Source organism: Streptomyces sp. NBC_00376 (genome assembly GCF_036077095.1).
In the GTDB taxonomy this organism is placed as follows: domain Bacteria; phylum Actinomycetota; class Actinomycetes; order Streptomycetales; family Streptomycetaceae; genus Streptomyces.
In genome coordinates, this window is record NZ_CP107960.1 from 4,385,977 (window position 1) to 4,411,258 (window position 25,282).

Annotated in this window: 21 protein-coding genes; 11 read left to right on the forward strand and 10 right to left on the reverse strand. The window is 68.3% G+C overall.

The window, feature by feature from the left end; all coding sequences use genetic code 11:
• The first annotated feature begins 34 nt into the window (after positions 1 to 34).
• A complete protein-coding gene (locus tag OG842_RS19805) occupies positions 35 to 1,117 on the forward strand; it encodes an inositol-3-phosphate synthase (protein ID WP_266731319.1) in 1,083 nt (360 codons plus the stop codon).
• Positions 1,118 to 1,241: 124 nt separating this feature from the next.
• Positions 1,242 to 2,513, forward strand: coding sequence for an MFS transporter (locus tag OG842_RS19810; protein ID WP_266731320.1), 1,272 nt, complete (start codon positions 1,242 to 1,244; stop codon positions 2,511 to 2,513).
• Between the two features lie 109 nt (positions 2,514 to 2,622).
• Here the strand turns inward: OG842_RS19810 and OG842_RS19815 are convergent, their stop codons facing one another.
• Positions 2,623 to 4,065: a CCA tRNA nucleotidyltransferase gene (locus OG842_RS19815; protein WP_266731322.1), complete on the reverse strand. Its 1,443-nt coding sequence runs from the start codon at positions 4,063 to 4,065 to the stop codon at positions 2,623 to 2,625.
• 183 nt (positions 4,066 to 4,248) lie between these two features.
• Here OG842_RS19815 and OG842_RS19820 point away from each other — a divergent pair, with 183 nt between their 5' ends.
• The 7 genes from OG842_RS19820 (at position 4,249) to trxA (ending at position 13,890) form a co-directional block, all read left to right on the forward strand.
• Positions 4,249 to 6,546: a DUF6049 family protein gene (locus OG842_RS19820; RefSeq protein ID WP_266731323.1), complete on the forward strand. Its 2,298-nt coding sequence runs from the start codon at positions 4,249 to 4,251 to the stop codon at positions 6,544 to 6,546.
• A gap of 49 nt (positions 6,547 to 6,595) precedes the next feature.
• Positions 6,596 to 8,755, forward strand: coding sequence for a murein biosynthesis integral membrane protein MurJ (murJ, locus tag OG842_RS19825; protein WP_266731325.1), 2,160 nt, complete (start codon positions 6,596 to 6,598; stop codon positions 8,753 to 8,755).
• A 127-nt stretch (positions 8,756 to 8,882) separates the two neighbouring features.
• Positions 8,883 to 10,595 (forward strand): serine/threonine protein kinase, encoded by a 1,713-nt coding sequence (locus tag OG842_RS19830; RefSeq protein ID WP_266731326.1) that lies wholly within the window; start codon positions 8,883 to 8,885, stop codon positions 10,593 to 10,595.
• 166 nt (positions 10,596 to 10,761) lie between these two features.
• Positions 10,762 to 11,463, forward strand: a complete 702-nt coding sequence (gene sigM, locus OG842_RS19835; RefSeq protein WP_266731327.1) for an RNA polymerase sigma factor SigM — start codon at positions 10,762 to 10,764, stop codon at positions 11,461 to 11,463.
• A complete protein-coding gene (locus OG842_RS19840) occupies positions 11,460 to 12,416 on the forward strand; it encodes a hypothetical protein (RefSeq protein ID WP_266731328.1) in 957 nt (318 codons plus the stop codon). The genes sigM and OG842_RS19840 overlap by 4 nt, the downstream gene beginning before the upstream one ends.
• A 134-nt stretch (positions 12,417 to 12,550) precedes the next feature.
• The gene (gene trxB / locus OG842_RS19845) at positions 12,551 to 13,513 is read left to right on the forward strand and encodes a thioredoxin-disulfide reductase (RefSeq protein WP_266731329.1); all 963 of its coding nucleotides are present in this window, start codon (positions 12,551 to 12,553) and stop codon (positions 13,511 to 13,513) included.
• Between the two features lie 47 nt (positions 13,514 to 13,560).
• A complete protein-coding gene (gene trxA, locus OG842_RS19850) occupies positions 13,561 to 13,890 on the forward strand; it encodes a thioredoxin (RefSeq protein WP_266731331.1) in 330 nt (109 codons plus the stop codon).
• A 102-nt stretch (positions 13,891 to 13,992) separates the two neighbouring features.
• Here the strand turns inward: trxA and OG842_RS19855 are convergent, their stop codons facing one another.
• The 9 genes from OG842_RS19855 to rpmH all read right to left on the reverse strand — a co-directional run bounded on the left by OG842_RS19855 (position 13,993) and on the right by rpmH (position 20,814).
• Positions 13,993 to 14,610, reverse strand: coding sequence for a GNAT family N-acetyltransferase (locus OG842_RS19855; RefSeq protein ID WP_266731332.1), 618 nt, complete (start codon positions 14,608 to 14,610; stop codon positions 13,993 to 13,995).
• 227 nt (positions 14,611 to 14,837) lie between these two features.
• Positions 14,838 to 15,950, reverse strand: coding sequence for a ParB/RepB/Spo0J family partition protein (locus tag OG842_RS19860; RefSeq protein WP_266731333.1), 1,113 nt, complete (start codon positions 15,948 to 15,950; stop codon positions 14,838 to 14,840).
• Positions 15,947 to 17,023, reverse strand: coding sequence for a ParA family protein (locus OG842_RS19865; protein ID WP_323185812.1), 1,077 nt, complete (start codon positions 17,021 to 17,023; stop codon positions 15,947 to 15,949). Before OG842_RS19865 ends, OG842_RS19860 begins: the two co-directional genes overlap by 4 nt.
• A gap of 290 nt (positions 17,024 to 17,313) precedes the next feature.
• Positions 17,314 to 18,030 carry a 16S rRNA (guanine(527)-N(7))-methyltransferase RsmG gene (rsmG, locus tag OG842_RS19870; protein ID WP_266731335.1) on the reverse strand — a complete coding sequence of 239 codons (717 nt, stop codon included), beginning with the start codon at positions 18,028 to 18,030 and terminating at the stop codon, positions 17,314 to 17,316.
• Positions 18,031 to 18,140: 110 nt separating this feature from the next.
• Complete coding sequence (locus OG842_RS19875; protein ID WP_266731337.1) at positions 18,141 to 18,650, reverse strand: Jag family protein; 510 nt, start codon at positions 18,648 to 18,650, stop codon at positions 18,141 to 18,143.
• Positions 18,651 to 18,664: 14 nt separating this feature from the next.
• Positions 18,665 to 19,927, reverse strand: a complete 1,263-nt coding sequence (gene yidC / locus OG842_RS19880; RefSeq protein WP_266731339.1) for a membrane protein insertase YidC — start codon at positions 19,925 to 19,927, stop codon at positions 18,665 to 18,667.
• 3 nt (positions 19,928 to 19,930) lie between these two features.
• Positions 19,931 to 20,290: a membrane protein insertion efficiency factor YidD gene (gene yidD / locus OG842_RS19885; protein ID WP_266731341.1), complete on the reverse strand. Its 360-nt coding sequence runs from the start codon at positions 20,288 to 20,290 to the stop codon at positions 19,931 to 19,933.
• The gene (gene rnpA, locus OG842_RS19890) at positions 20,287 to 20,658 is read right to left on the reverse strand and encodes a ribonuclease P protein component (RefSeq protein WP_266731343.1); all 372 of its coding nucleotides are present in this window, start codon (positions 20,656 to 20,658) and stop codon (positions 20,287 to 20,289) included. Before rnpA ends, yidD begins: the two co-directional genes overlap by 4 nt.
• 18 nt (positions 20,659 to 20,676) lie before the next feature.
• Positions 20,677 to 20,814, reverse strand: coding sequence for a 50S ribosomal protein L34 (gene rpmH, locus OG842_RS19895; protein WP_030930485.1), 138 nt, complete (start codon positions 20,812 to 20,814; stop codon positions 20,677 to 20,679).
• Positions 20,815 to 21,194: 380 nt separating this feature from the next.
• Here rpmH and dnaA point away from each other — a divergent pair, with 380 nt between their 5' ends.
• Positions 21,195 to 22,997, forward strand: coding sequence for a chromosomal replication initiator protein DnaA (dnaA, locus tag OG842_RS19900; protein ID WP_323185761.1), 1,803 nt, complete (start codon positions 21,195 to 21,197; stop codon positions 22,995 to 22,997).
• A gap of 1,118 nt (positions 22,998 to 24,115) precedes the next feature.
• On the forward strand, positions 24,116 to 25,246 hold the full coding sequence (gene dnaN, locus OG842_RS19905) for a DNA polymerase III subunit beta (protein ID WP_072487582.1): 1,131 nt from the start codon (positions 24,116 to 24,118) through the stop codon (positions 25,244 to 25,246).
• Positions 25,247 to 25,282 lie beyond the last annotated feature (36 nt).

A 25,282-nucleotide genomic window follows, 5' to 3' on the forward strand; every position in this document is an offset into this window, starting at 1 on the left:
CGGAAACATCCAAAACACACAGGGAGCAACCGGAATGGGTTCGGTTCGCGTAGCCATCGTCGGCGTGGGCAACTGCGCCGCCTCGCTGGTCCAGGGCGTCGAGTACTACAAGGACGCCGATCCGGCCGGCAAGGTGCCCGGTCTGATGCACGTCCAGTTCGGCGACTACCACGTGCGGGACGTCGAGTTCGTCGCCGCCTTCGACGTCGACGCGAAGAAGGTCGGTCTCGACCTCGCGGACGCCATCGGTGCCAGCGAGAACAACACCATCAAGCTCTGCGACGTGCCGAACGCCGGCGTCACCGTCCAGCGCGGCCACACCCACGACGGTCTCGGCAAGTACTACCGCCAGACCATCGAGGAGTCGGCCGAGGCCCCGGTCGACATCGTCCAGGTCCTCAAGGACCGCAAGGTCGACGTCCTCGTCTGCTACCTGCCCGTCGGCTCCGAGGTCGCTGCGAAGTTCTACGCGCAGTGCGCCATCGACGCCAAGGTCGCGTTCGTCAACGCTCTCCCGGTCTTCATCGCCGGCACCAAGGAGTGGGCGGACAAGTTCACCGAGGCCGGTGTCCCGATCGTCGGCGACGACATCAAGTCGCAGGTCGGCGCCACCATCACGCACCGCGTGATGGCAAAGCTCTTCGAGGACCGGGGCGTCATCCTGGACCGCACGATGCAGCTGAACGTCGGCGGCAACATGGACTTCAAGAACATGCTCGAGCGTGAGCGCCTGGAGTCCAAGAAGATCTCCAAGACGCAGGCCGTCACCTCCCAGATCCGGGACCGCGAGCTCGGTGCGGACAACGTCCACATCGGCCCGTCGGACTACGTGGCCTGGCTGGACGACCGCAAGTGGGCGTACGTGCGCCTCGAGGGCCGTGCCTTCGGTGACGTTCCGCTGAACCTGGAGTACAAGCTCGAGGTCTGGGACTCCCCGAACTCCGCCGGTGTCATCATCGACGCCGTCCGCGCCGCGAAGATCGCCAAGGACCGCGGCATCGGCGGCCCGATCCTCTCCGCGTCCTCCTACTTCATGAAGTCCCCGCCGGTCCAGTACTTCGACGACGAGGCCCGCGAGAACGTCGAGAAGTTCATCCGCGGCGAGGTCTCCAACTGACGCAGCCGGACACGGCACGTCCACACGGCCGGGTGCTGAGCGGCAACGCTCATTCCGTTCCGTGCTGTTGAGGGTCCCCGGGCAATCTGCCCGGGGACCCTCAACGTATGTGACTCTTGATCACATGGCCGTCGTGGGTGATCTGCGCGTTCTTCTGCGCCTTCGGAACTTCCGTCGTCTGCTGGCCGTACGACTTCTCTCCCAGTCGGCCGACGGCGTCTTCCAGGTGGCACTGGCGGCTCATGTCGTCTTCTCGCCGGAGAAACAGGCTTCGGCGGGCGCAATCGCGTCCGCCATGGCGGTGCTGCTGCTGCCGTACTCGCTCATCGGCCCCTTCGCCGGCGTTCTGCTGGACCGCTGGCCGCGCCGCCAGGTCTTTCTGTACGGAAACCTGCTGCGTGCCGCGCTCGCCTGCTGCACAGCGCTCCTCATCCTCGGCTCCGCGCCCGACTGGCTCTTCTACGCCTCGGCGCTGTGCGTCACCGCGGTCAACCGCTTCGTCCTGGCCGGGCTCTCGGCGGCGCTGCCGCGCGTCGTCGACAGCGACCGGCTGGTGCTGGCCAACTCTCTCTCGCCGACCGCCGGGACGCTCGCGGCCACGGCGGGCGGCGGCCTCGCCTTCGCCGTGAGGCTGCTGGCCTCGGACTCCGATGCCGCGGTGGTACTGCTGGGCGCGGCGCTCTACCTCACGTCGGCACTGGCCTCCCTGACCCTTGCCACCGGGCTCCTCGGACCGGATCGGGACGGACACCGGATCGGGCTGGGGGAGGCCCTGAGCGACACCGCCCAGGGGCTGGTCGACGGCTTGCGTCATCTGGCGCAGCGGAAGCAGGCCACCCGGGTACTGGCCGCCATGACCGTGATGCGTTTCTGCTACGGAGCGCTGACCGTCACGGTGCTGATGCTGTGCCGGTACGCCTGGACCGACAGCGAATCCGAGGGCCTGGCTCTTCTGGGGCTGGCCGTGGGGGCCTCCGGTGCGGGGTTCTTCGCGGCGGCCGTACTAACCCCCTGGGCGGCGGGACGGCTCGGCCGGGTCCGCTGGCTGACGGTGTGCGCGGCAGGGGCCGCCGTCCTCGAACCCGCGCTGGGGCTGTGGTTCGTCCCCGTACCCATGCTGGTCGCAGCGTTCATCCTCGGGCTGGCCACCCAGGGGGCGAAGATCGCGACCGACACCGTGGTGCAGACCGCGGTGGAGGACTCCTTCCGCGGCCGGGTCTTCTCCCTCTACGACGTGCTGTTCAACGTTGCTTTTGTGGGAGCCGCCGCGGTCTCCGCACTGATGCTGCCTCCTGATGGGCGATCGGCCGTGGTGGTGGTCGGGGTGGCCGTTCTCTACGCGGTCGTCGCGGTGCTGATGTTCCGGTGGAGCCGCACCGGAGAAGCCGCCCAGTGACCGAGGCGGAGCCGAGCGAGGGGCGCTGTTTCACGTGAAACAGCGCCCCTCGGGCACCAGAGCGGTGGGTCATGTTTCACGTGAAACATGACCCACCGCTCCCGCGGTCTCAGCCCTGCGCGGCCCACCACTCCTTGAGCTTCCCGACTGCCACGTCATGCTCCATCGGTCCGTGCTCCAGGCGCAGCTCCAGCAGGAACGCGTACGCCTTGCCGATCACCGGCCCGGGGCCGACGCCCAGGGTCTTCATGATCTCGTTGCCGTCCAGGTCGGGGCGGATGGCATCCAACTCCTCCTGCTCCTGCAACTGCGCGATGCGCTCCTCAAGACCGTCATAGGTCCGCGAGAGGGCGGCGGCCTTGCGCTTGTTGCGCGTGGTGCAGTCCGAGCGGGTCAGCTTGTGCAGCCGCTCCAAAAGGGGGCCGGCGTCCCGCACGTAGCGGCGGACCGCGGAGTCCGTCCACTCGCCGTCGCCGTATCCGTGGAAGCGCAGATGAAGCTCCACCAGCTTCGAGACGTCCTTGACCATGTCGTTGGAGTACTTGAGCTCGGTCATCCGCTTCTTGACCATCTTCGCCCCCACCACCTCGTGGTGATGGAACGAGACCCGGCCGTCCTTCTCGAAGCGTCGCGTCCTCGGCTTCCCGATGTCATGGAGAAGAGCGGCAAGGCGCAGGACCAGATCGGGGCCGTCCTGCTCCAGGTCCATGGCCTGCTCCAGAACGGTCAGCGAATGCTCGTAGACATCCTTGTGACGGTGATGCTCGTCACTTTCCAGACGCAGTGCGGGGAGCTCCGGCAGCACCTGCTGCGCCAGCCCCGTGTCGACGAGCAACGCCAGTCCCTTGCGGGGGTGGGTGGAGAGCAGCAGCTTGTTGAGCTCCTCCCGGACCCGCTCGGCGGAGACGATCTCGATGCGCCCGGCCATCTCCGTCATCGCGGTGACCACATCGGGAGCGACATCGAAGTCCAGCTGAGCCGCGAAGCGGGCAGCGCGCAGCATCCGCAGCGGATCGTCGGAGAACGACTCCTCGGGTGTTCCGGGAGTACGCAGAACGCGCTCCGCCAGGTCCTTGAGGCCGCCGTGAGGGTCGATGAACTCCTTCTGCGGAAGGGCGACGGCCATCGCGTTGACCGTGAAGTCACGGCGGACGAGGTCTTCCTCGATGGAGTCACCGTAGGACACCTCGGGCTTGCGCGAGGTCCTGTCGTACGCCTCCGACCTGTAGGTGGTGACCTCGATCTGGTAGCCGTCCTTCTGGGCACCCACCGTGCCGAAGGCGATCCCGACCTCCCAGACCGAGTCGGCCCACGGCCGGACGATCTTCAGCACGGCCTCGGGGCGGGCGTCGGTCGTGAAGTCCAGATCGTTCCCGAGCCTGCCGAGAAGCGCGTCCCGGACCGATCCGCCGACCAGGGCGAGACTGAACCCGGCGTCCTGGAAACGGCGAGCGAGGTCGTCGGCGACCGGGGACACCCGCAGCAGTTCGCTGACTGCGCGGTGCTGCACCTGGGTCAGGGCACGGGAGCTGTCTTCATTGGCGTTCGACACAACAGAAAAGGGTACGTGCCCGGACCGGCCCGGTCGTCCTGGTTTCGGTCCGCCCTGCAAGACTCTTCCGATCATGTAGCGAACTCCCCAGCACTTGGCACCCGCGCACATCGTTACCATGCGTGGACGCAAGAACCGACAACCATCGACACCAGCTGACGACGACGAGGGACGGGTAGGCGCGTGGCCGAGGCGGCAGACATTCAGGGGATCGGTCCCTCTCCTGCCCGCCGGTGGCTGCGCCGCACAGCCGCCCTGGTCATCGGGGCACCGCTCGTCGCGGCGCTGCTGGCCGGCCCGACCGCACCCGTGGCGCAGGCCGGCGGGACCGGCAAGGCCCACACCGGGTCCAGAACGGTCGACGTGTCCCTGGACACCCTGGCTCCCAGCGCGCCGGTCAAGGGGGACACCCTGACCGTCTCCGGCACCGTGACCAATCGGGGCAAGGACACGATCACGCAGGCCGTGGTCGACCTGCGGGTGGGCCCGAAGCTCCTCGGCCGGACGGAGATCGACACCGCTGCCAAGCGCACCGGGTACGTGCCCGGCGGCGACCCCGCCCCGGTCGGCGGCAAGTACACGGTGAAGTTCGCGAAGCTCCCCTCCGGGATCAGCCAGGACTTCACGCTCTCCATTCCGGTCGGCAAGTTGGGACTCGGCGACGACGGCGTCTACCAGCTCGGCGTCTCGCTGTCGGGGCAGACCTCCCAGGCCCGGTACGAGCAGGTGCTGGGGATCGAGCGCACCTTCCTGCCCTGGCAGGAGGAGGAGCGTGATTCCAGGACGAACGTCACCTATCTCTGGCCGCTCATCGCATCGGCCCATGTCACCGCCGAGACGGGCACCGACGATCAGCGGACGCCCGTGTTCGCGGACGACGACCTGGCCGCTGAGCTGGCTCCGGGCGGACGGCTCGAACAGCTGGTCTCGCTGGGCAGCCAGCTGCCCGTGACCTGGGTGATCGACCCGGATCTGCTGGCCAGCGTCGACGCGATGGCGGGGAACTACCGCGTCAAGTCCGGCGACACCACCGTCGCGGGGAAGAACCAGGCCGTCGCCAAGCAGTGGCTCACCTCGCTCGAAGCCGCCGTGTCGGACGGGAAGGTCGTCGCGCTGCCGTTCGCCGACCCCGATCTGGCGTCCATCGCGCACCGCGGCAAGAACGTCTCCGGCACACTCGGCCATCTGCAGACCGCCACCGAAGCGGCCGGGACGACGGTACAGACGATCCTCCACGTGAAACCGTCGACCGACTTCGCATGGCCCGTCGACGGGGCCATCGACCCGTCGGTCGTCGATGTCGCCACTTCGGCCGGGGCCCACAAGGTGATCGCCCGCAGCGACAGCCTCCAGGAGACCGGCGGTCTGACGTACACGCCGACCGCGGCCCGGCCGATCGGTGGCGGCACCACCGCGGTCGTCGCCGACGCCCGGCTCTCCACGGCCTTCCAGGGCGACATGTCGAAGGCGGGGAACTCCACCCTCGCCGTCCAGAAATTCCTCGCTCTGACTCTCGCTCTGGCCGAACAGGACACGGACACCGAGCGGAGCATCGTCGTCGCACCGCAGCGGATGCCCACCGTGGCCCAGGCCCAGTCGATGGCCCAGGCCCTGCACGGGCTCGACGACGGGCGCTGGACCCAGCCCCTCGGGCTGGTGGACGCAGCCGCGGCGAAGCCCGACGCCGGCGCGACGACCAGCGTCCCCAGTGCCTCCCAGTACCCGAAGAAGCTCCGCAGCCAGGAGCTGCCCACCCAGGCCTTCCAGGACATCAAGTCCACCCAGGTCTCGCTGAACAATTTCCAGGTCATCCTCACCCAGCCCGAGCGGGTGGTGACCCCCTTCGGCAACGCGCTCAACCGGTCCATGTCGACGTCATGGCGCGGCAGGCCGCTGGAGGCCCAGCAGTACCGGGACTCGGTCCGCGGCTATCTGCAGGACCTCGTCGGTGAGGTCCAGCTCATCTCGAAGTCCGACGTCACCCTGTCCGGCCGCAGCGCCACCATCCCGGTGACCGTGCAGAACAGGCTGTTGCAGGGCGTGGACCATCTCGTCCTCCGGCTGAAGTCGGAGAACGCGACACGCCTCAAGCTGAACAACGGCGGGGCCGTGGCGGAGCAGCCGATCCGGATCGGCCCCGGCCACAGCCAGTCCGTGAAGTTCGACGCGGCGGCCAACGTCAACGGCCAGGTGCAGATGACGGCGCAGCTCTACACCGAGGACGGCACGCCGTACGGCGAAGAGATGAACTTCACCGTGAAGGTCTCCGAGCTCACCCCGACCGTGCTGCTGGTCATCGCCGGCGGGCTGCTGCTCCTGGTCCTCGCGGGCATCAGGATGTACACCCACCGCAAGCGCGCCAACGCGGGCGGCGCGCCCGGCGAAGACGGCGGTGAACCCGAGCAGCCGAGTGACCCGACTCCGGACACCGGTCCGGAAAGCGGGGAGCCGTCGGGCTCGGGTGAGAAAGTGGAACGTTGAGCGATGTCTGTCGTGGCCGGTCGGCCGGGGACGATGAGGTGGGGTTTCGATGAACGCGCCGTACGACGGTGACCGCGGTCAGGGTGCGGGCGGAGCCGGGTCTTCCGGCGGGCCTCCGATGCCCCCGGGCCCTGGCCAGGTTCCGCCGACGCCCGATCCGTACCTGCAGGACGCCTATGACCGCGATCCCTACCGCGCCCAGGATCTGTCCGTCCAGGACCCGGTGACCGAGGCGCTGTACGACCGTGCCGCGCACCCGCCGCCGCCCCCGGGCACCTACCAGCAGCCCCAGCCGCTCTACCAGCAGCCGCCTGCGGCCCAGTACCCGCCCGACCCACGCATCTGGGCGCAGACCCCGCCGCCCGAGCCCGACGGTCCGTCGCGGCACCTGCCGTACGGCGACAATCCGGCGACCACCCAGTTCGTCGGGGTGGACGACCTCGTCAGCCAGGCTTCCCGGGACGACGAGCAGCCGGATGCCTTCGCACACCTCTTCCGGGACCAGGAGGGCCCGGCCGGGTCCGCCCCCGTACCTCCGGAGCCCGAGCCGGCCCCGGCGCCCGCCCCGCCGAAGTCCGGCGGACGGGCCTCCGGCCTGCTGAAGTCCAGCGCGCTGATGGCGGCCGGCACGCTCGTGTCCCGCCTCACCGGATTCGTCCGCAGCCTGGTGATCACCGCCGCGCTCGGCGCGGCGCTGCTCGGCGACAGCTTCACCATCGCCTACACCCTGCCCACGATGATCTACATCCTCACCGTGGGCGGCGGCCTGAACTCGGTCTTCGTACCCCAGCTCGTCCGCTCCATGAAGGACGACGAGGACGGCGGCGAGGCCTACGCCAACCGGCTGCTGACCCTCGTCATGGTCGCGCTCGGCGTGATCGTCGCGATCGCGGTCTTCGCCGCTCCCTGGCTGATCCACATGATGTCGCCGACGATCGCCCAGGACACCGCTGCCAACAGCGTCGCCGTGACCTTCGCCCGGTACTGCCTGCCGACCATCTTCTTCATGGGCGTGCACGTCGTGATGGGCCAGATCCTCAACGCCCGCGGCAAGTTCGGCGCGATGATGTGGACGCCGGTCCTCAACAACATCGTCATGATCTTCACGTTCGGCATGTTCATCTGGGTCTACGGCACGTCCGCCGAGTCCCAGATGGGCGTCCAGACCATTCCGCCGGAGGGCGTCCGGCTCCTGGGCATCGGCACGCTGCTCGGCCTGGTCGTACAGGCCCTGGCAATGGTCCCGTATCTGCGCGAGGCCGGGTTCCGTTTCCGCCCGCGCTTCGACTGGAAGGGACATGGGCTCGGCAAGACGATCAAGCTCGCCAAGTGGACCGTCCTGTTCGTGCTGGCCAACCAGGCGGGCGTGATCGTCGTGACACAGCTCGCGACGTCCGCGGGCAAGCTGTCCGGCAAGGACGGCACCGGCTTCCTCGCCTACTCCAACGCCCAGCTCATCTGGGGCATGCCGCAGGCGATCATCACCGTCTCCGTCATGGCGGCGCTGCTGCCCCGCATCTCCCGCGCCGCCCACGACGACGACCCGGGCGCCGTCCGTGACGACATCTCCCAGGGGCTGCGGAACTCGGCCGTCGCGATCGTGCCGGTGGCCTTCGCCTTCCTCGCGCTCGGCCTGCCGATGTGCACCCTGCTGTACGCCTCCGCGGGCACCGAGGCCGCCCGCTCCATGGGCTTCATCCTCATGGCTTTCGGTCTCGGCCTGATCCCGTACTCCGTGCAGTACGTCGTGCTGCGCGGCTTCTACGCGTACGAGGACACCCGCACGCCCTTCTACAACACGGTCATCGTCGCCGCGGTCAACGCGGCCGCCTCGGCCCTCTGCTACGTGGTTCTGCCCGCCCGGTGGGCCGTGGTCGGCATGGCCGCCTCGTACGGGCTCGCCTACGCCGTCGGCGTGGGCATCGCCTGGCGGCGGCTCCGCAACCGCCTGGGCGGAGATCTGGACGGTGCCCATGTCGTACGTACCTATGCCCGGCTGTGCCTGGCTGCGATCCCCGCAGCGGTACTCGGCGGGGGCGTGGGCTTTGCCGTGCTCCAGGGCCTCGGCGAGGGTGCCTTCGGTTCGCTCGCTGCGCTGATCTGCGGTGGAGCCGTACTGCTGGGCGTCTTCTTCGTCGCCGCCAAGCGGATGCGGATCGAGGAAATCAACGGCATGGTCGGCATGGTCCGAGGGCGTCTCGGTCGCTGAGGATCAACCGCCGCACAACCATCACCACCCCTTGCGTGTCGTGCATAGCGCCGGAGTGTGGGCACAATTGGCGTGACTGTGCAGAGCTGGCTGGCATCGCGCAACGGATGGGGAGGCAGGAACGACGGTGGCGGAACGTAGCACGGCTGCCGTCGACGTGGCCGACAACAGCGGTGATGAGCCGCTGACCGCCAAGGCGGACGAGACCACGGCCGACGGGACGGCAGAAGCTCAGGACACCAAGGGCACGAAGCCGCAGGACACGGATGGTGAGCGCATCGGTTCCGAGGCCTCTCTGCCGACCCTCGATCTGCACAGCGGGCACAAACTGGCCAGACGCTACCGGCTGGAGGAGTGCGTCACCCGTCTGGACGGCTTCAGCAGCTGGCGCGCCGTCGACGAGAAACTGCGGCGCGCGGTGGGCGTTCATCTGCTTCCGGCCGACCACCCGCGTGCCCGCTCCGTGCTGGCGGCGGCCCGTTCCTCCGCACTGCTCGGTGACCCACGTTTCGTGCAGGTCCTCGACGCGGTGGAGGAGGACGACGTCGTCTACGTCGTCCACGAATGGCTCCCCGACGCCACCGAGCTCACCTCACTGCTGGCCTCGGGGCCGATGGACGCGCACGATGCCTACCAGCTCGTCAGCCAGGTCTCCCAGGCCATGGCGGCAGCCCACCGGGAAGGCCTCGCACATCTGAGGCTCACCCCGGGGGCGGTGCTGCGGAGCTCGACCGGGCAGTACCGGATCCGCGGCCTCGCGGTGAACGCCGCCCTGCGGGGCATCACCGCCGACGGTCCCCAGCGTGCGGACACCGAGGCGATCGGCGCCCTGCTCTACGCCGCGCTGACCCAGCGCTGGCCGTACGAGAGCGACGCGTACGGCCTGGCCGGGCTGCCCAAGGGCGTGGGGCTGATCGCCCCCGACCAGGTGCGCGCCGGCGTCCACCGGGGCCTTTCCGAGCTCGCCATGCGCGCACTCGCCAACGACGGCGCCACTGCCTCCAGGCAGGAGCAGCCGTGCACCACGCCGGACGAGCTGGCCAAGGCCGTTGCCGCGATGCCCCGCATCCGCCCTCCGGAGCCCGCCTTCACCGCGCCTCCCGAGTACCAGCGCACCACCTACCAGCAGGGTTCCTACGGGCGCCCGTCGGCCCGGCCCGTCGCCGCTCAGCCCAAGATCGTGGCGCCCCCGGCACCGCTCCAGAGCCGCACCGGCAAGGCCCTCAAGTGGGCCGTGTCCGCGCTGCTCATCGCCGCGCTGGGCCTCGGCAGCTGGCAGCTCGCCGAGACACTCATCGACCACAACAAGAGTTCCGACCCCGGCGACAGCACACAGACCGACCCGGAGAACAGCGACAACAAGCCTCAGCCCGCGACCGAGCCGCTGCGCATCGCCGGAGCGACGGAGTTCATGCCCGGTGGCTCGGGGATCCAGACTGATCAGGTGCCGAACTCCGTCGACGGCGATGCGGGCACGGCCTGGGTCACGCCGCGGTACCTGGGCTTCGCGAACTTCGGCAACTACCCGAACCGCAGGGACGGCAGCGGCATAGTCGTGGACCTGGGCAGCGTTCAGGACGTCGCGGGCATCGCTGCCAAGATGTACCGCAGTGGGCAGAAGGCCGAGGTGCTGGCTGCCGATCCGAGCGCTTCCGCCCCGTCGTCCCTCTCGGACTTCCCCCAGCGCCTCACAGAGCTCGCAACGGTGGGAAGCGACCTGAAGAAGACCTTCTCCAAGCCGGTAAGGACGCGCTACGTCCTGGTCCGTCTCGCGGAACTGCCTTCGGACGGAACGGGTGGCTACCGGGGCGGGATCTCGGAGATCTCCGTACTCAAGTGACCGCGAGGCAGGTGGGGGCGCCCCCATCTGCCTCCCGCGTCCACCGGTACGCCTCGCACCGGTGGACGCGTCCGGTCCAGGCCGGTGCCTCCTGCGCCCCTGCCCCGTCCGCTCGAATCGTGATAGACAGACGCACCTTGACGCAGCGAAAGGGAGGGAGGGGGAGGTGGCCGCCGAGCCGTCGGAACCACTCAGCGACTCAGACCTCCTCGCTCGCCATGTGGCCGGTGACCCGGACGCCTTCGGTGAGCTCGTACGGCGCCACCGCGACCGGCTGTGGGCCGTGGCGATACGGACCCTGGGAGACCGCGAGGAAGCCGCGGACGCCGTCCAGGACGCCCTTGTCTCCGCCTTCAGGGCCGCCCATACCTTCCGCGGTCAGTCCGCCGTCACCACCTGGCTGCATCGCATCACGGTCAACGCCTGCCTAGACCGCGTCCGCAAGGCGGCCACCCGCAGGACCGCTCCGGTCGACGACACCGAACGGTTCGAGCAGCTCCTGGAACCGCACGAATCCGCGGAGGCACCGGCGGAGCGCCAGGACCTCCACCGCGAGCTCCTGGCCGCCCTCGCCACTCTGCCCGCCGAGCAGCGGGCCGCACTCGTCCTCGTGGACATGCAGGGCTACCCGGTGGCCGAGGCGGCACGCATCCTCGACGTACCGACAGGCACCGTGAAGAGCCGCTGTGCGCGGGGACGGTCCCGGCTGGCACCGCTTCTCCTCCACCTGCGCGGCGAGGTCGCAGGAGTCGACGAGAGGGCCGGAAGGAACCGGACGCCGCGTGCATCCGTCCCACCGGCATCGGGGCCGAGAGATGCGGGCACAAGCGATCCCGCTGCAGTGAAGGGCGGAGGTGGGCGCACATGACATCAACGACCGGCACGACCCAGCATCCGGATGTCACGGAGATCTCCGAGCTGGCGGAGGAGCTGCTCCCACCGTCACGTGCGGCAGAGGTACGTGACCATGTGGACGGCTGCGAACTCTGTGGTGAGGTTCATGCCTCTCTCGTAGAGATCCGCGAGCTGCTCGGCACCGTGCCCATGCCGCAGCGCATGCCTGACGACATCGCGGACCGCATCGATGCGGCACTCCTCGCCGAGGCGGCTCTCGGCATCACGAAGCCATCCGGCTCGGCGCATGTTTCACGTGAAACAGAGCGGCCGGCAGCAGAGAAGCCGAACACGGAACCCAGTCCCTCGGACCGTCCCGCAGGACGTCCCCGGGCGACCACCGGCCCCGGCCGCCGGTCGGTCCGGCGCCGCCGTCGCAAAGCCGTGCTCGGAGCCGCTCTCGGTGCGGCCGTGGTCGGCGTGAGTGTCTTCATGCTGCAGAGCCTCCAGCCGTCCCAGGAGTCCGGGAGCCTCAAGGCAGCGGACCGCAGCTCCACCGCCGGGGAGAACAGCGGAGGAGCGTTCTCGGAGTCCACCCTCGGGGACCGGGTGCACACGCTTCTTCTGAGTGCCGGCTCGAAGCCGTCGAAGTCGGCGGACGGTATGGAGGCCGAGAAGCAGGCGCCGTCCGTCGGGGCGCAGTCGACGCCCAAGGGCAGCTCCGCCGGATCCGAGTCCCCTCAGACGCCATTGCGCGCACCCACCGTGCCCGTCCCGCCGTGTGTGCAGCAGGGCACCGGACGCGATGCTGCCGCCCTCGCCGTGGAACAAGGCACCTACAAGGGCACGGATGCGTTCCTCGTCGTCCTTCCGCACCCGTCCGACGCGACCCGTGTACAGGCGTACGTCGTCGATGCGGCCTGCGTCCGGACCGCGCCCGCGGGCAAGGGTGAACTCCTGCTGACCCACTCCTACCCGCGCCCCTGAGAATCCGGCCGGATGCCGCCTCGGCACGTCGGGGAATGCATCCCCCGTAGGATCCGTTGGGTGGGGTGAGAGTCGTTGAACCGGCCCCAGTAGGCGTGGACAGTAGGCAGTCTGCAGAGACGAGGAAGAAACCCGTGAGCGACGTCCGTAATGTGATCATCATCGGCTCCGGCCCCGCGGGCTACACGGCCGCCCTTTACACCGCACGCGCCTCTCTGAAGCCGCTGGTGTTCGAGGGCGCCGTCACCGCTGGTGGCGCGCTGATGAACACCACCGACGTGGAGAACTTCCCGGGCTTCCAGGACGGGATCATGGGCCCCGAGCTCATGGACAACATGCGCGCCCAGGCCGAGCGCTTCGGCGCCGAGCTGGTCCCCGACGACGTCGTCTCCGTGGACCTCGCCGGAGACATCAAGACGGTGACGGACACGGCCGGCACGGTGCACCGCGCCAAGGCCGTCATCGTGACGACCGGCTCGCAGCACCGCAAGCTCGGCCTGCCCAACGAGGACGCCCTCTCCGGACGCGGCGTCTCCTGGTGCGCCACCTGTGACGGCTTCTTCTTCAAGGACCAGGACATCGCCGTGGTCGGCGGCGGCGACACCGCGATGGAGGAGGCGACCTTCCTCTCCCGCTTCGCCAAGTCGGTCACCATCGTCCACCGCCGGGACACGCTGCGTGCCTCCAAGGCCATGCAGGAACGAGCCTTCGCGGACCCGAAGATCAAGTTCGCCTGGGACAGCGAGGTTGCCGGAGTGCACGGCGAGCAGAAGCTCTCCGGTCTGACCCTGCGGAACACCAAGACCGGCGAGACGTCCGAGCTCGCGGTGACCGGCCTGTTCATCGCGGTGGGCCACGACCCGCGCACCGAGCTCTTCAAGGGCCAGCTCGACCTCGACGAGGAGGGCTACCTCAAGGTCGAAGCCCCCTCGACCCGTACCAACGTGACCGGCGTCTTCGGCGCCGGTGACGTCGTCGACCACACCTACCGGCAGGCCATCACGGCTGCCGGCACGGGCTGCTCTGCCGCCCTCGACGCCGAGCGCTTCCTCTCCGCGCTCGCCGACGAGGAAAAGGCCGCAGCGGCCACCGTCTGACTCACGCCTCGCACCCCACTACACCCCAAGAAGTTAAGGAGGCCGCCGTGGCCGGCGCCCTGAAGAACGTGACCGACGACTCCTTCGACGAGGTCGTCCTGAAGAGCGAGAAGCCTGTGCTGGTGGACTTCTGGGCAGCCTGGTGCGGCCCGTGCCGCCAGATCGCTCCGTCCCTGGAGGCCATCGCCGCCGAGCACGGTGACCAGATCGAGGTCGTCAAGCTCAACATCGACGAGAACCCGGCCACGGCTGCCAAGTACGGCGTCATGTCCATCCCGACCCTGAACGTCTACCAGGGCGGCGAGGTCGCGAAGACCATCGTCGGCGCGAAGCCGAAGGCCGCGATCGTCCGCGACCTCGAAGCCTTCCTCGGCTAGGCGTACCGCACGCCACTGTTTCACGTGAAACGGGTCCGTCCCTCGGGGGGATGGACCCGTTTCACGTTGTCATGGGAGCTCGGATCGCCATGGGCTCTCGGATCACAGCGGCCTCAGCGCCGGCTCCTTCTGTACCGCGCCCAGCAGCCGGTCCAGCGCCAGTTCGACGTCTTCCTTCCAGGACAGCGTCGTGCGCAGTTCCAGCCTCAGCCGAGGATGAACGGGATGCGGTCGTACGGTCTTGAAGCCGACTGCGAGCAGATGGTCCGCGGGAAGCACACAGGCCGGCTCCTTCCACCGGGCGTCGCCGAAAGCCTCGATCGCCTTGAACCCCCGGCGCAGCAGATCCTTGGCGACGGTCTGCACCATGACCCGGCCCAGCCCCTGCCCCTGGTAGCCCGGCATGATCCAGCCAGTGATCAACTGCACGGCATCGGAGGAGACGGGGCTGGTGGGAAAAGCGGTCGAGCGCGGTACATAGGCGGGCGGCGCATAGAGCACGTAGCCCACCGGGACATCGTCGACATGGACAACGCGGCCGCACGACCCCCATTCCAGGAGAACGGCCGAGATCCATGCCTCCTTCTCCAGCTCGGGCGTCCCTGCCTTTACCGCAGCTTCCCCACTGACCGGATCAAGCTCCCAGAAGACACATGAGCGGCATCGTCTGGGGAGATCGGAAAGGTTGTCCAGTGTGAGCGGTACGAGCCGACGCCCCATGAAGGCTGTTCCTCGCTTCCTTCGCCCGCCGCATCGCGTGCGACGGTCAGTGCACTCCGTTCACTGACCGTATGGCCCCTTGTACCGAGGTGGCTCAACCCGGATGTGCCATACCAGAACGCATCGTATCGACCCAGGGATGAAGCCGACACCGAGAGAAAGCAAAGGGCGGGCTGTGTTCCGGTAACCACCGGAACACAGCCCGCCCGACATCCCCATCGGCAGGGTCAGCCCTCGTCGCCCTCGGAGGATTCCTCTGTGGGCTCCTCTGCGGATGCCCGATCCAGCACGCGCCCCTCGCCCGGTGCCAGGCTGTCGAGAATGCGGTCCAGATCCTCCATCGACGCGAACTCGACGACGATCTTCCCCTTCTTCTGACCGAGGTCGACCTTCACCCTGGTCTCGAAGCGGTCCGAGAGGCGGGTGGCGAGATCGGACAGGGCGGGCGACACCCGGCCGCCGGCCCGCGGCCCCCTGGCCTTGGCAGGGCTCGTGGAACTGGAGCCCATGAGCGTCACGATCTCCTCGACCGCACGCACCGACAGCCCCTCGGCCACAATGCGATGGGCCAGCCGGTCCTGCTCCTCCGAGTCGTCCACGGACAGCAGGGCCCGCGCATGACCGGCCGACAGCACCCCGACCGCCACCCTCCGCTGTACCGGAGCCGACAGCTTCAGCAGACGCAGTGTGTTGGACACCTGCGGCCGCGAACGCCCGATCCGGTCGGCCAGCTGGTCATGCGTGCACTTGAAGTCCTTGAGCAGCTGGTCGTACGCGGCTGCCTCCTCCAGCGGATTCAGCTGAGCCCGGTGGAGGTTCTCCAGGAGCGCGTCCAGGAGCAGCTTCTCGTCGTCCGTGGCCCGGACGATGGCCGGAATCTGCTTCAGCTCCGCCTTACGGCAGGCCCTCCAGCGCCGCTCGCCCATGATGAGCTCGTAGCGCTCCGGCCCCACCTTCCGCACGACGACAGGCTGAAGGAGACCCACCTCCTTGATGGAGGTCACCAGCTCCGCAAGCGCGTCCTCGTCGAACACCTCACGGGGCTGGCGGGGGTTCGGAGTGATGTCGCCGATAGGAATCTCGGCGAAGTACGCCCCGGTAGGTTCCGCCGGCCCGGCAGCCGCTCCGGACTCCGACAACGGCGCGCTCGGCTCCGGCACGATCGGAGCGCCCGCGCGAGCGGCCACCTTTGCCGCAGCCACCCCTCGCTCCGCGGTCAGGACAGGATTCGCCCCGGCAGAGGTCGATCCCATCCCCGCTGACGGCACCTGCTTCTCCTGCGGAGCGGCGGGGATCAGGGCACCCAGCCCACGCCCCAACCCTCTTCGACGCTCGCTCACTGAATCCCCTCCGAAATGCTCTGCTGGCTGTTCCCCATGCCCGTCCGGGCATGCTGGGGCTCGTAGTGGATCCCGACGCCCCGCAGGGCGATCTCACGCGCCGCTTCAAGGTACGACAGCGACCCACTGGAACCCGGGTCATAGGTCAACACGGTCTGCCCGTAGCTGGGCGCCTCCGAGATCCGCACCGATCGCGGAATGTTCGTCCGCAACACCTCCTTGCCGAAGTGGCTGCGCACCTCCTCCGCAACCTGCGAAGCGAGCCTGGTCCTGCCGTCGTACATGGTGAGCAGGATCGTCGACACATGGAGATCGGGGTTGAGATGCCCCCGCACCAGGTCCACATTGCGCAGCAGCTGACCCAGCCCTTCCAGCGCGTAGTACTCGCACTGGATGGGGATCAGCACCTCGGCCCCGGCGACCAGGGCATTGACCGTCAACAGACCGAGCGAAGGCGGGCAGTCGATGAGGATGTAGTCCAACGGCTGCTCGTACGCCTGGATCGCTCGCTGCAGTCGACTCTCCCGCGCCACCAGCGACACCAGTTCGATCTCCGCACCGGCGAGATCGATGGTGGCGGGGGCGCAGAAGAGGCCTTCGACGTCCGGTACGGGCTGAACCACCTCGGAGAGCGGCCTGCTCTCCACCAGGACGTCATAGATGGAGGGGACTTCGGCGTGGTGATCGATACCCAGAGCCGTAGAGGCGTTCCCCTGCGGGTCGAGGTCGACCACCAGAACACGGGCGCCGTGAAGCGCGAGCGAGGCAGCAAGGTTGACCGTCGTGGTCGTCTTGCCCACTCCGCCCTTCTGGTTGGCCACCACCATGACGCGCGTCCGGTCAGGACGGGGCAGGCCCTCACCGGCGCGGCCAAGGGCCTCGACCGCCAGCTGGGCCGCGCGACCGATGGGTGTGTCGTCCATCGGCGGCGGTGTTTCACGTGAAACACCGTCCCCCGCCGATTCGGTTCGGGGACCGGGGACCGGATCGGTCATCGGTCCCGCGATGTTGGCGTCGGACCGCAAGGATTCACTCTCCTCGACTTCAGGCTCGCAATGAGCAGAGCCTGCCATGCTTTCGGGGTCGTGAACCAGCGAGGCCCGCTCTTCTGTGGATGAATCCACTTCTGTGGACAACTCCGTAGCCCTAACGGGCCTGCGATGCCGCGGCGCGGCAGCCGCGCGACCGCGGCTGATGATTCCATGCAGCAGAGAGCGACGTTTCACGTGAAACACGATGCCCCCGCAGCTTAGCTACAGGGGCACGACACTCCGTATGGGTCATAAGGCTACGTACCGGACCCGCCGCCGGCAGACGGCATGAACAGCACGCGGCACTTGATCCCGCGGAGCGACCGGAGACGTCAGCGGCGGCGCCTCGTGCGGCTCGTCCTGGCGGCCTTGGCCCTCTTTGCGGCGAACCTCACACCGCCGGGACTCTCACCGACCACCACACGCACCACCGTGGACATCGGGTCGACCACGCCATCCCCGACATGCAGCACCTCGGTCTCCACCACGCCGAGCTTGCTCAGGGCCGCGCGTGCCCCGGCGATCTCCTCCTCTGCGGTGTCCCCCTTGAGCGCCAGCATCTCCCCGTACGGACGCAGCAGCGGAACGCCCCAGCCGGCCAGCCGGTCCAGCGGTGCCACGGCACGAGCCGTCACCACGTGCACCGGCTGGAGCGAGCCCAGAACCTCCTCGGCCCGGCCACGCACGACCGTCACATGGTCCAGGCCCAGCAGCTCCACTACTTCCTGAAGGAAATTCGTGCGCCGGAGCAGGGGCTCCAGCAAGGTGATCTTGAGGTCGGGGCGCACCAGCGCCAGCGGGATACCGGGAAGGCCGGCCCCCGAGCCCACATCGCAGACGGTGACGCCCTCGGGCACGACCTCGGAGAGCACCGCGCAGTTCAGCAAATGCCGCTCCCACAGCCGCGGCACCTCACGCGGGCCGATCAGCCCCCGCTTCACCCCGGCGTCCGCCAGCAGTTCCGCGTACCGGACAGCCTCCGGGAAGAACTCGCCGAAAACCGCCCGCGCCCCTTCGGGCGCCTGGGGAAGCTCTACTTCCGCCGTCACGGGAACCGTCCTTCCATACCGCACTACCGCACTGTGGGTGGCTGATCTATCAGGCTGACAAAGATCGGCCCCGCCTGCGAACAGACGGGGCCGACAGAACTAGGGTCCAGTCAGGCCGGGAGGACGACGACGAAGCGCTCCGGCTCCTCGCCCTCGGACTCGCTGCGCAGACCGGCGGCCGCGACCGCGTCGTGGACGACCTTGCGCTCGAACGGCGTCATGGGGTCCAGCTTCACCGGCTCGCCGGTGCTCTTGACCTCGTCCGCGGCCTTGGCACCCAGCGCGGCGAGCTCCGCCCGCTTCTTGGCCCGGAAGCCCGCGATGTCCAGCATCAGCCGGCTGCGGTCCCCGGTCTCCCGGTGAACGGCGAGCCGCGTCAGCTCCTGGAGCGCCTCCAGCACCTCACCGTCGCGGCCCACGAGCTTCTGCAGATCACGTGCCGAGTCGCTGATGATCGAGACCGCGGCCCGGTCCGCCTCGACATCCATGTCGATGTCGCCGTCGAGGTCGGCGATGTCGAGCAGACCCTCGAGGTAGTCCGCTGCGATCTCGCCCTCCTGCTCAAGGCGGGTCAAGGTGTCGCTGCCCTCAGCGGCCGTGGAGGTGGTGCCTTCCGTCACGGATGGACTCCTTCTTACTTCTTGGACGGGTGCTTGGGCCGCTGCGGGCCCTTGCGCTGTCCGGACTTGGCTTGGCGTGAGGAGCCGGACACGGGCTTGCCCGCCGGCTTGGGCTTTTCGTCCTGCGCGGCGTCCCGCTTCTGCAGGGAGGTCTTGGAACCCGACTCGGTGGAGTCGGCGTCCTTGGTCCCCGCCTGCGCGGTACCGGTCTGGCGCTGGGCCTTGGTCTGGCGCTTGGGCTGCTGACGCCGCTGCGCGGCTCCGCCCTCGGCCTCGGCGACAGCGGTCTCGCTCTTGATCACGGTGCCGTCCTCCTGGGCGGCGAGGCCCATCTTGGCCAGCCCCGTGACGAACTTCCGCTCGATGTCATTGCGGTCCGGGCCCTTGGCCACGATCCGCTTGACGGTGTTGCGCCGGGTCCTGCCGCGGACCTCGCCGTGCGCGGTGACGCTCTTCAGCAGACGTGTCAGGTACTGGTCCTGCGCCTTGCTGCCCGGGGTCGGGTTCTGGTTGATCACGTACATCTGCTGACCCATGGTCCAGACGTTGGTGGTCAGCCAGTAGACGAGGACACCGACGGGGAAGTTGATACCCATGACGGCGAAGATCACCGGGAAGATGTACATCAGCATCTTCTGCTGCTGCATGTACGGCGTCTTGACCGTCAGGTCGACGTTCTTCGTCATCAGCTGGCGCTGGGTGAAGAACTGCGAGGCCGACATCATCACGATCATGACCGCGGTGACGACCCGGACATCCATCAGAGAGGCGCCGAGAGCCTGGACCTTCTCCTCGCTGTCCATGAACTTGGCAGCGAGCGGAGCACCGAAGATGTGTGCCTGACGAGCGCTGTCGAGCAGCGACTGGTCGATGACACCGATCTTCTTGTTCGAGGCGATGGCCGACAGCACGTGATACAGGGCGAAGAAGAACGGCGACTGCGCCAGGATGGGAAGGCACGAGGAGAGCGGGTTGGTGCCCGTCTCCTTGTACAGCTTCATCATCTCTTCGGACTGACGCTGTTTGTCGCTCTTGTAGCGCTCCTGGATCGCCTTCATCTTCGGCTGGAGCACCTGCATGTTGCGGGTCGACTTGATCTGCTTGACGAAAAGCGGGATCAGGCAGATCCGGATCAGCACCACCAGGGACACGATGGACAGGCCCCAGGCCCAGCCGGTGTCGGGTCCGAAGATCGCCCCGTACATCGTGTGGAACTGGACGATGACCCATGAGACGGGCCAGGTGATGAAGCTGAACAGACTGGCAATCGTGTCCACTAATCAGGCTCCTTGAGCATTGGGCGAAGTCTCTGCGGCCTGACTCGGGGGTTCGGAGACCGGTCCCCGGACAGGCGCATCAGCGGCGGAGTCCCCGCCCTTGCCACCGCGCATGGCATTACGAAGGAGTTCATGCCAACGCGGACGTTTGCGTGGTGGAACGTGGTCCACGCCACCGGGTGACCACGGATTGCACCGCAGGATGCGCCAAGCCGTCAGCGCGGTTCCCTTGATCGCTCCGTGCCGGTCGATCGCCGTATATCCGTAGTGGGAACACGACGGGTAGTAACGGCAGACAGGCCCGAGGAGTGGGCTGATCGTCCACTGATACAGCTTGATAAGAGCCAGCAGCGGGTACTTCATCGCGCGCCCCCTCCCAGCAGCCGCTGGAGAGCGGCGTCCAGGTCTCGGGCCAGCTGTTCATGGTCGGCGTCGCCCGCTCCGGGCAACGCTCGTACGACAACCAGGCTACCGGGGGGCAGCAGGGCAAGCCGTTCGCGGACCAGGTGGCGAAGCTTCCGCTTCACTGCTGTGCGCACAACCGCTCCACCCACAGCTTTGCTGACAACGAAACCCGCACGCGGCGGGGGAACATTCTCCCCAGTCACGTGCGGGTCCGTTGCACCGCTGCGTAGATGAACGACGAGTAGCGGGCGACCGGCCCGGCGTCCTCGACGTACTGCGGTCGCGAAGTCCTCGCGCCGCCTCAGCCGATTCTCGGTAGGCAGCACGTCATGACCTGTAAGCGATCAGGCGGACAGGTTGGCGCGACCCTTGCCACGGCGGGACGCGAGAATCGCGCGGCCGGCACGGGTGCGCATGCGCAGCCGGAAGCCGTGGGTCTTCGCGCGACGACGGTTGTTCGGCTGGAAGGTGCGCTTGCTCACTAGGGGGCTCCAGAAATGACTCGTGTGTTGGCGGGACATCGCCTGGCTGTCACCGTGCGCCCACGAGAGACTCGCGTAAACGCTCTAGTGCACCGCTTCACAATCACAGATCGTGATCTTTGCCCATCGGAGGCAGGCGGCAGCAGCCATCGACAACTCGACCTGGTCACGGTACGCGCGGCTACGCCATCCGGTCAAACCGGCTCCCCAGCACCCCCCGCTGTGCACAGGCTGTGGACAACAACTTGAACCACGCGGGTCGCCCTGACTACCGTGGCTTAGCTCCGGTTCTTTTCTTCCTGCCTGCCGGTCCTCACCCATACCGACCCATACCGTCCCGAGAACCACACATTCGTGGGACCAGCGAGAGAGCGTGCCCCGTGGCTGACGTACCTGCCGATCTTGCCGCAGTGTGGCCACGAGTGCTGGAGCAACTCCTCGGGGAGGGCCAGCAAGGGATCGAGCCGAAGGACAAGCAGTGGATCGAGCGCTGCCAGCCGCTCGCCCTGGTCGCCGACACGGCGCTGCTCGCGGTGCCCAATGAATGGGGCAAGCGCGTCCTGGAGGGCCGGCTCGCGCCGCTCATCAGCGAGACGCTGAGCCGCGAATGCGGCCGCCCGATCCGCATCGCGATCACCGTCGACGACTCCGCGGGCGAACCGCCGAGCCCGCCCGCGCCGCCGATGCACCAGCCCCAGCAGCCCCAGCCGCACCGGTACCAGGGACCGCAGCACGACGAGCGGCAGCACAACGACGCGTACGACGGGTACGGACACCGGCCCACCGACGACGGCATGCCGACCGCCCGGCCGGCCTACCCCGACTACCAGCAGCAGCGCCCCGAACCCGGCGCGTGGCCGCGCACCCAGGAGGACCTCTCCTGGCAGCAGCCCCGGCTCGGCGGGTTCCAGGACCGGGAAGCGCCCGCGGAGCAGTGGCGCGAGCCGTACGGCGGCGGCCGCCCCCAGCAGCCGCAGCACGACTACCGTCCGCAGCCGCCCGAGCGCCAGGGTTACGAGCAGCAGCGCCCCGAGCACCACGACATGCAGGAGCCGCAGCACCGGCAGGGCGGCGCCGGCACCGGACGGCCCGGTGGCGCCACCGGGCCGATGGGCTCGCAGCCCGCCCCCACGCCCGGTCCCGGCGAGCCGGCGGCCCGGCTGAATCCGAAGTACCTCTTCGACACCTTCGTGATCGGCGCGTCCAACCGGTTCGCGCACGCCGCGGCGGTCGCGGTCGCCGAGGCCCCGGCCAAGGCGTACAACCCGCTCTTCATCTACGGGGAGTCCGGGCTCGGCAAGACCCACCTGCTGCACGCCATCGGTCACTACGCCCGCAGCCTCTACCCGGGCACCCGGGTGCGGTACGTGAGCTCCGAGGAGTTCACCAACGAGTTCATCAACTCGATCCGCGACGGGAAGGGCGACACCTTCCGCAAGCGCTACCGGGACGTGGACATCCTGCTCGTCGACGACATCCAGTTCCTGGCGAGCAAGGAGTCGACGCAGGAGGAGTTCTTCCACACCTTCAATACGCTCCACAACGCCAACAAGCAGATCGTGCTGTCCTCCGACCGGCCGCCCAAGCAGCTGGTGACCCTGGAGGACCGGTTGCGGAACCGTTTCGAGTGGGGCCTGACCACCGATGTGCAGCCGCCGGAGCTGGAGACGCGAATCGCGATCCTCCGTAAGAAGGCGGTGCAGGAGCAGCTCAACGCCCCGCCGGAGGTACTGGAGTTCATCGCCTCCCGGATCTCCCGCAACATCAGGGAGCTGGAGGGGGCGCTGATCCGGGTCACGGCCTTCGCCAGCCTCAACCGGCAGCCGGTGGACCTCGGACTGACCGAGCACGTGCTGAAGGACCTGATCCCGGGGGGCGAGGACTCGGCTCCGGAGATCACGGCGACGGCCATCATGGCCTCGACCGCGGACTACTTCGGTCTCACGGTGGACGATCTCTGCGGAACCTCCCGCAGCCGGGTACTGGTGACGGCCCGCCAGATCGCCATGTACCTCTGCCGGGAGCTCACCGATCTCTCGCTGCCCAAGATCGGTGCGCAGTTCGGTGGCCGCGACCATACGACGGTGATGCACGCGGACCGCAAGATCCGCGCGCTGATGGCTGAGCGGCGCTCCATCTACAACCAGGTCACCGAGCTCACCAACCGCATCAAGAACGGCTGACGCACCGCCGTCGGCAGACGCTCCGTACGCGCCGGAAGGGCGCCCGAGGAACCCTCAACAGGGGGCTTCGGGCGCCCTTTTCGTTGCCTGGAGAGCGTCCGGGGAGCGGCTGGGCAGCGCCCGGCGAACGTCTGAGAAACGCCCGGGGAGCGGCTGGGCAGCACCGGGGGAACGTCCGCGGCACGCCCGGCAGCGTCCTGGGGAGCGCCGGAGAACGGTCCGGGGACCGCCCGGAAACGGGTCCGGAGACCGCCCGGACGGCGCTCGGGAACCGTCCGCAGCCGCCCCGAGACCCTCCCCGGACCCGTTCCAGAACCCGCTGCCGCCGCTCCGGCGCCGTCGCGCTGTTCGAATACCCGCAGCTGACCGCCTGTTCTCCACAGATCTGGGGAGTTTTCCCCTTCCACAGCCTGGGAATCCGGAAGTTGTCCATATTGCTTCCACAGGGGCGACTGCCGATACTCCATCAGGCCAGGTCAAGGGGTTGGGGATTTGTGGTCAACGGTGATCCACAGCCTGTGGACAAAATATTCGTCCACAGGGCGTGGATGAAGTTGTCCACCGGCGACCCACAGACCGAGCCGTCTTGTCCCCAGCTCCCTGCTGCTTCTCCACACCTCTGTCCACTGTTCGGCAACGCTGCACCGCCTTTCACCGCGCCGAGTGAAAGGCGTCACACCAAGAGGGTCGGTTGGGCTGTGGGGAACCTGGGTAAAGCTGGGGACAGCCCTGGGGAGAAACCCCCCTGCCCTGTGCATCGGGTGTGCAGAACTTTCCTGTGTCCACAGAAGCACCGTGTTGTCCACCGGTGCCCCCCACAGGGGCAGTGGATAAAAAACGGGGCTTGACCTGCGGAAACAACGTTATCCACGGTTTCCACAGGCCCTACTACTACTGCCACATAGAGTTAGCCCGGAATCCGCTTCGAAGTGGGGCCTGTGCACAACTCGGCGCCGGAGCTCTCCGAACCTCTTGTCGCGACTTGACCCCGAGCAGCACCGAGTGTCGGTGCCGTACGTCAGACTGGTCCCCGGCGTCCTCGCTGCCTCAGCGGCGGAAGACGCGATCAGACGACGAAGGCCAGCAGGGCGAGCGAGCAACAGCAGGAGGCGGTTCCGGTGAAGATCCGGGTGGAGCGCGATGTACTCGCGGAGGCTGTGGCCTGGGTGGCCCGTAGCCTCCCGGCCCGTCCGCCGGCGCCCGTTCTTGCGGGCCTTCTGCTGAAGGCTGAGGACGGCGCCCTCAGCTTCTCCAGCTTCGACTACGAGGTCTCGGCCCGGGTCTCGGTGGACGCCGAGGTCGAGGAGGACGGCACGGTGCTGGTCTCCGGCCGGCTGCTCGCCGACATCTGCCGCGCCCTCCCCAACCGGCCGGTGGAGATTTCCACAGACGGTGTACGGGCGACCGTGGTCTGCGGCTCCTCGCGATTCACACTCCACACCCTTCCTGTGGAGGAGTACCCGGCACTTCCCGAGATGCCGACCGCGACCGGCACGGTCCCCGGCGAGGTCTTCGCCTCGGCCGCCGCCCAGGTCGCCATCGCCGCGGGCCGCGACGACACGCTGCCGGTGCTGACCGGTGTGCGGATCGAGATCGAGGGCGACACCGTCACCCTGGCCTCGACCGACCGCTACCGCTTTGCGGTCCGCGAGTTCCTCTGGAAGCCGGAGAACCCGGACGCCTCCGCCGTCGCCCTGGTGCCCGCCAAGACGCTGCTGGACACCGCCAAGGCCCTGACCAGCGGTGACACGGTGACCCTGGCGCTCTCCGGCTCGGGCGCCGGTGAGGGCCTGATCGGCTTCGAGGGTGCCGGCCGTCGTACGACCACGCGGCTGCTCGAAGGCGATCTGCCGAAGTACCGCACGCTCTTCCCCACCGAGTTCAACTCGGTCGCGGTCATCGAGACGGCGCCGTTCGTCGAGGCCGTCAAGCGTGTGGCCCTCGTCGCCGAGCGCAACACTCCGGTGCGGCTCAGCTTCGAGCAGGGCGTGCTGATCCTGGAGGCCGGTTCCAGCGACGACGCACAGGCTGTGGAGCGGGTCGACGCGGTGCTGGAGGGCGACGACATCTCCATCGCCTTCAACCCGACCTTCCTGCTGGACGGGCTGAGTGCGATCGACTCCCCGGTCGCCCAGCTCTCGTTCACGACGTCCACCAAGCCCGCGCTGCTCAGCGGCCGCCCGGCCGTGGACGCCGAGGCGGACGACGCGTACAAGTACCTGATCATGCCGGTCCGCCTCTCCGGCTGATCCGGTCATAGGTCCTGTCACGGCGGTTCCCGACGG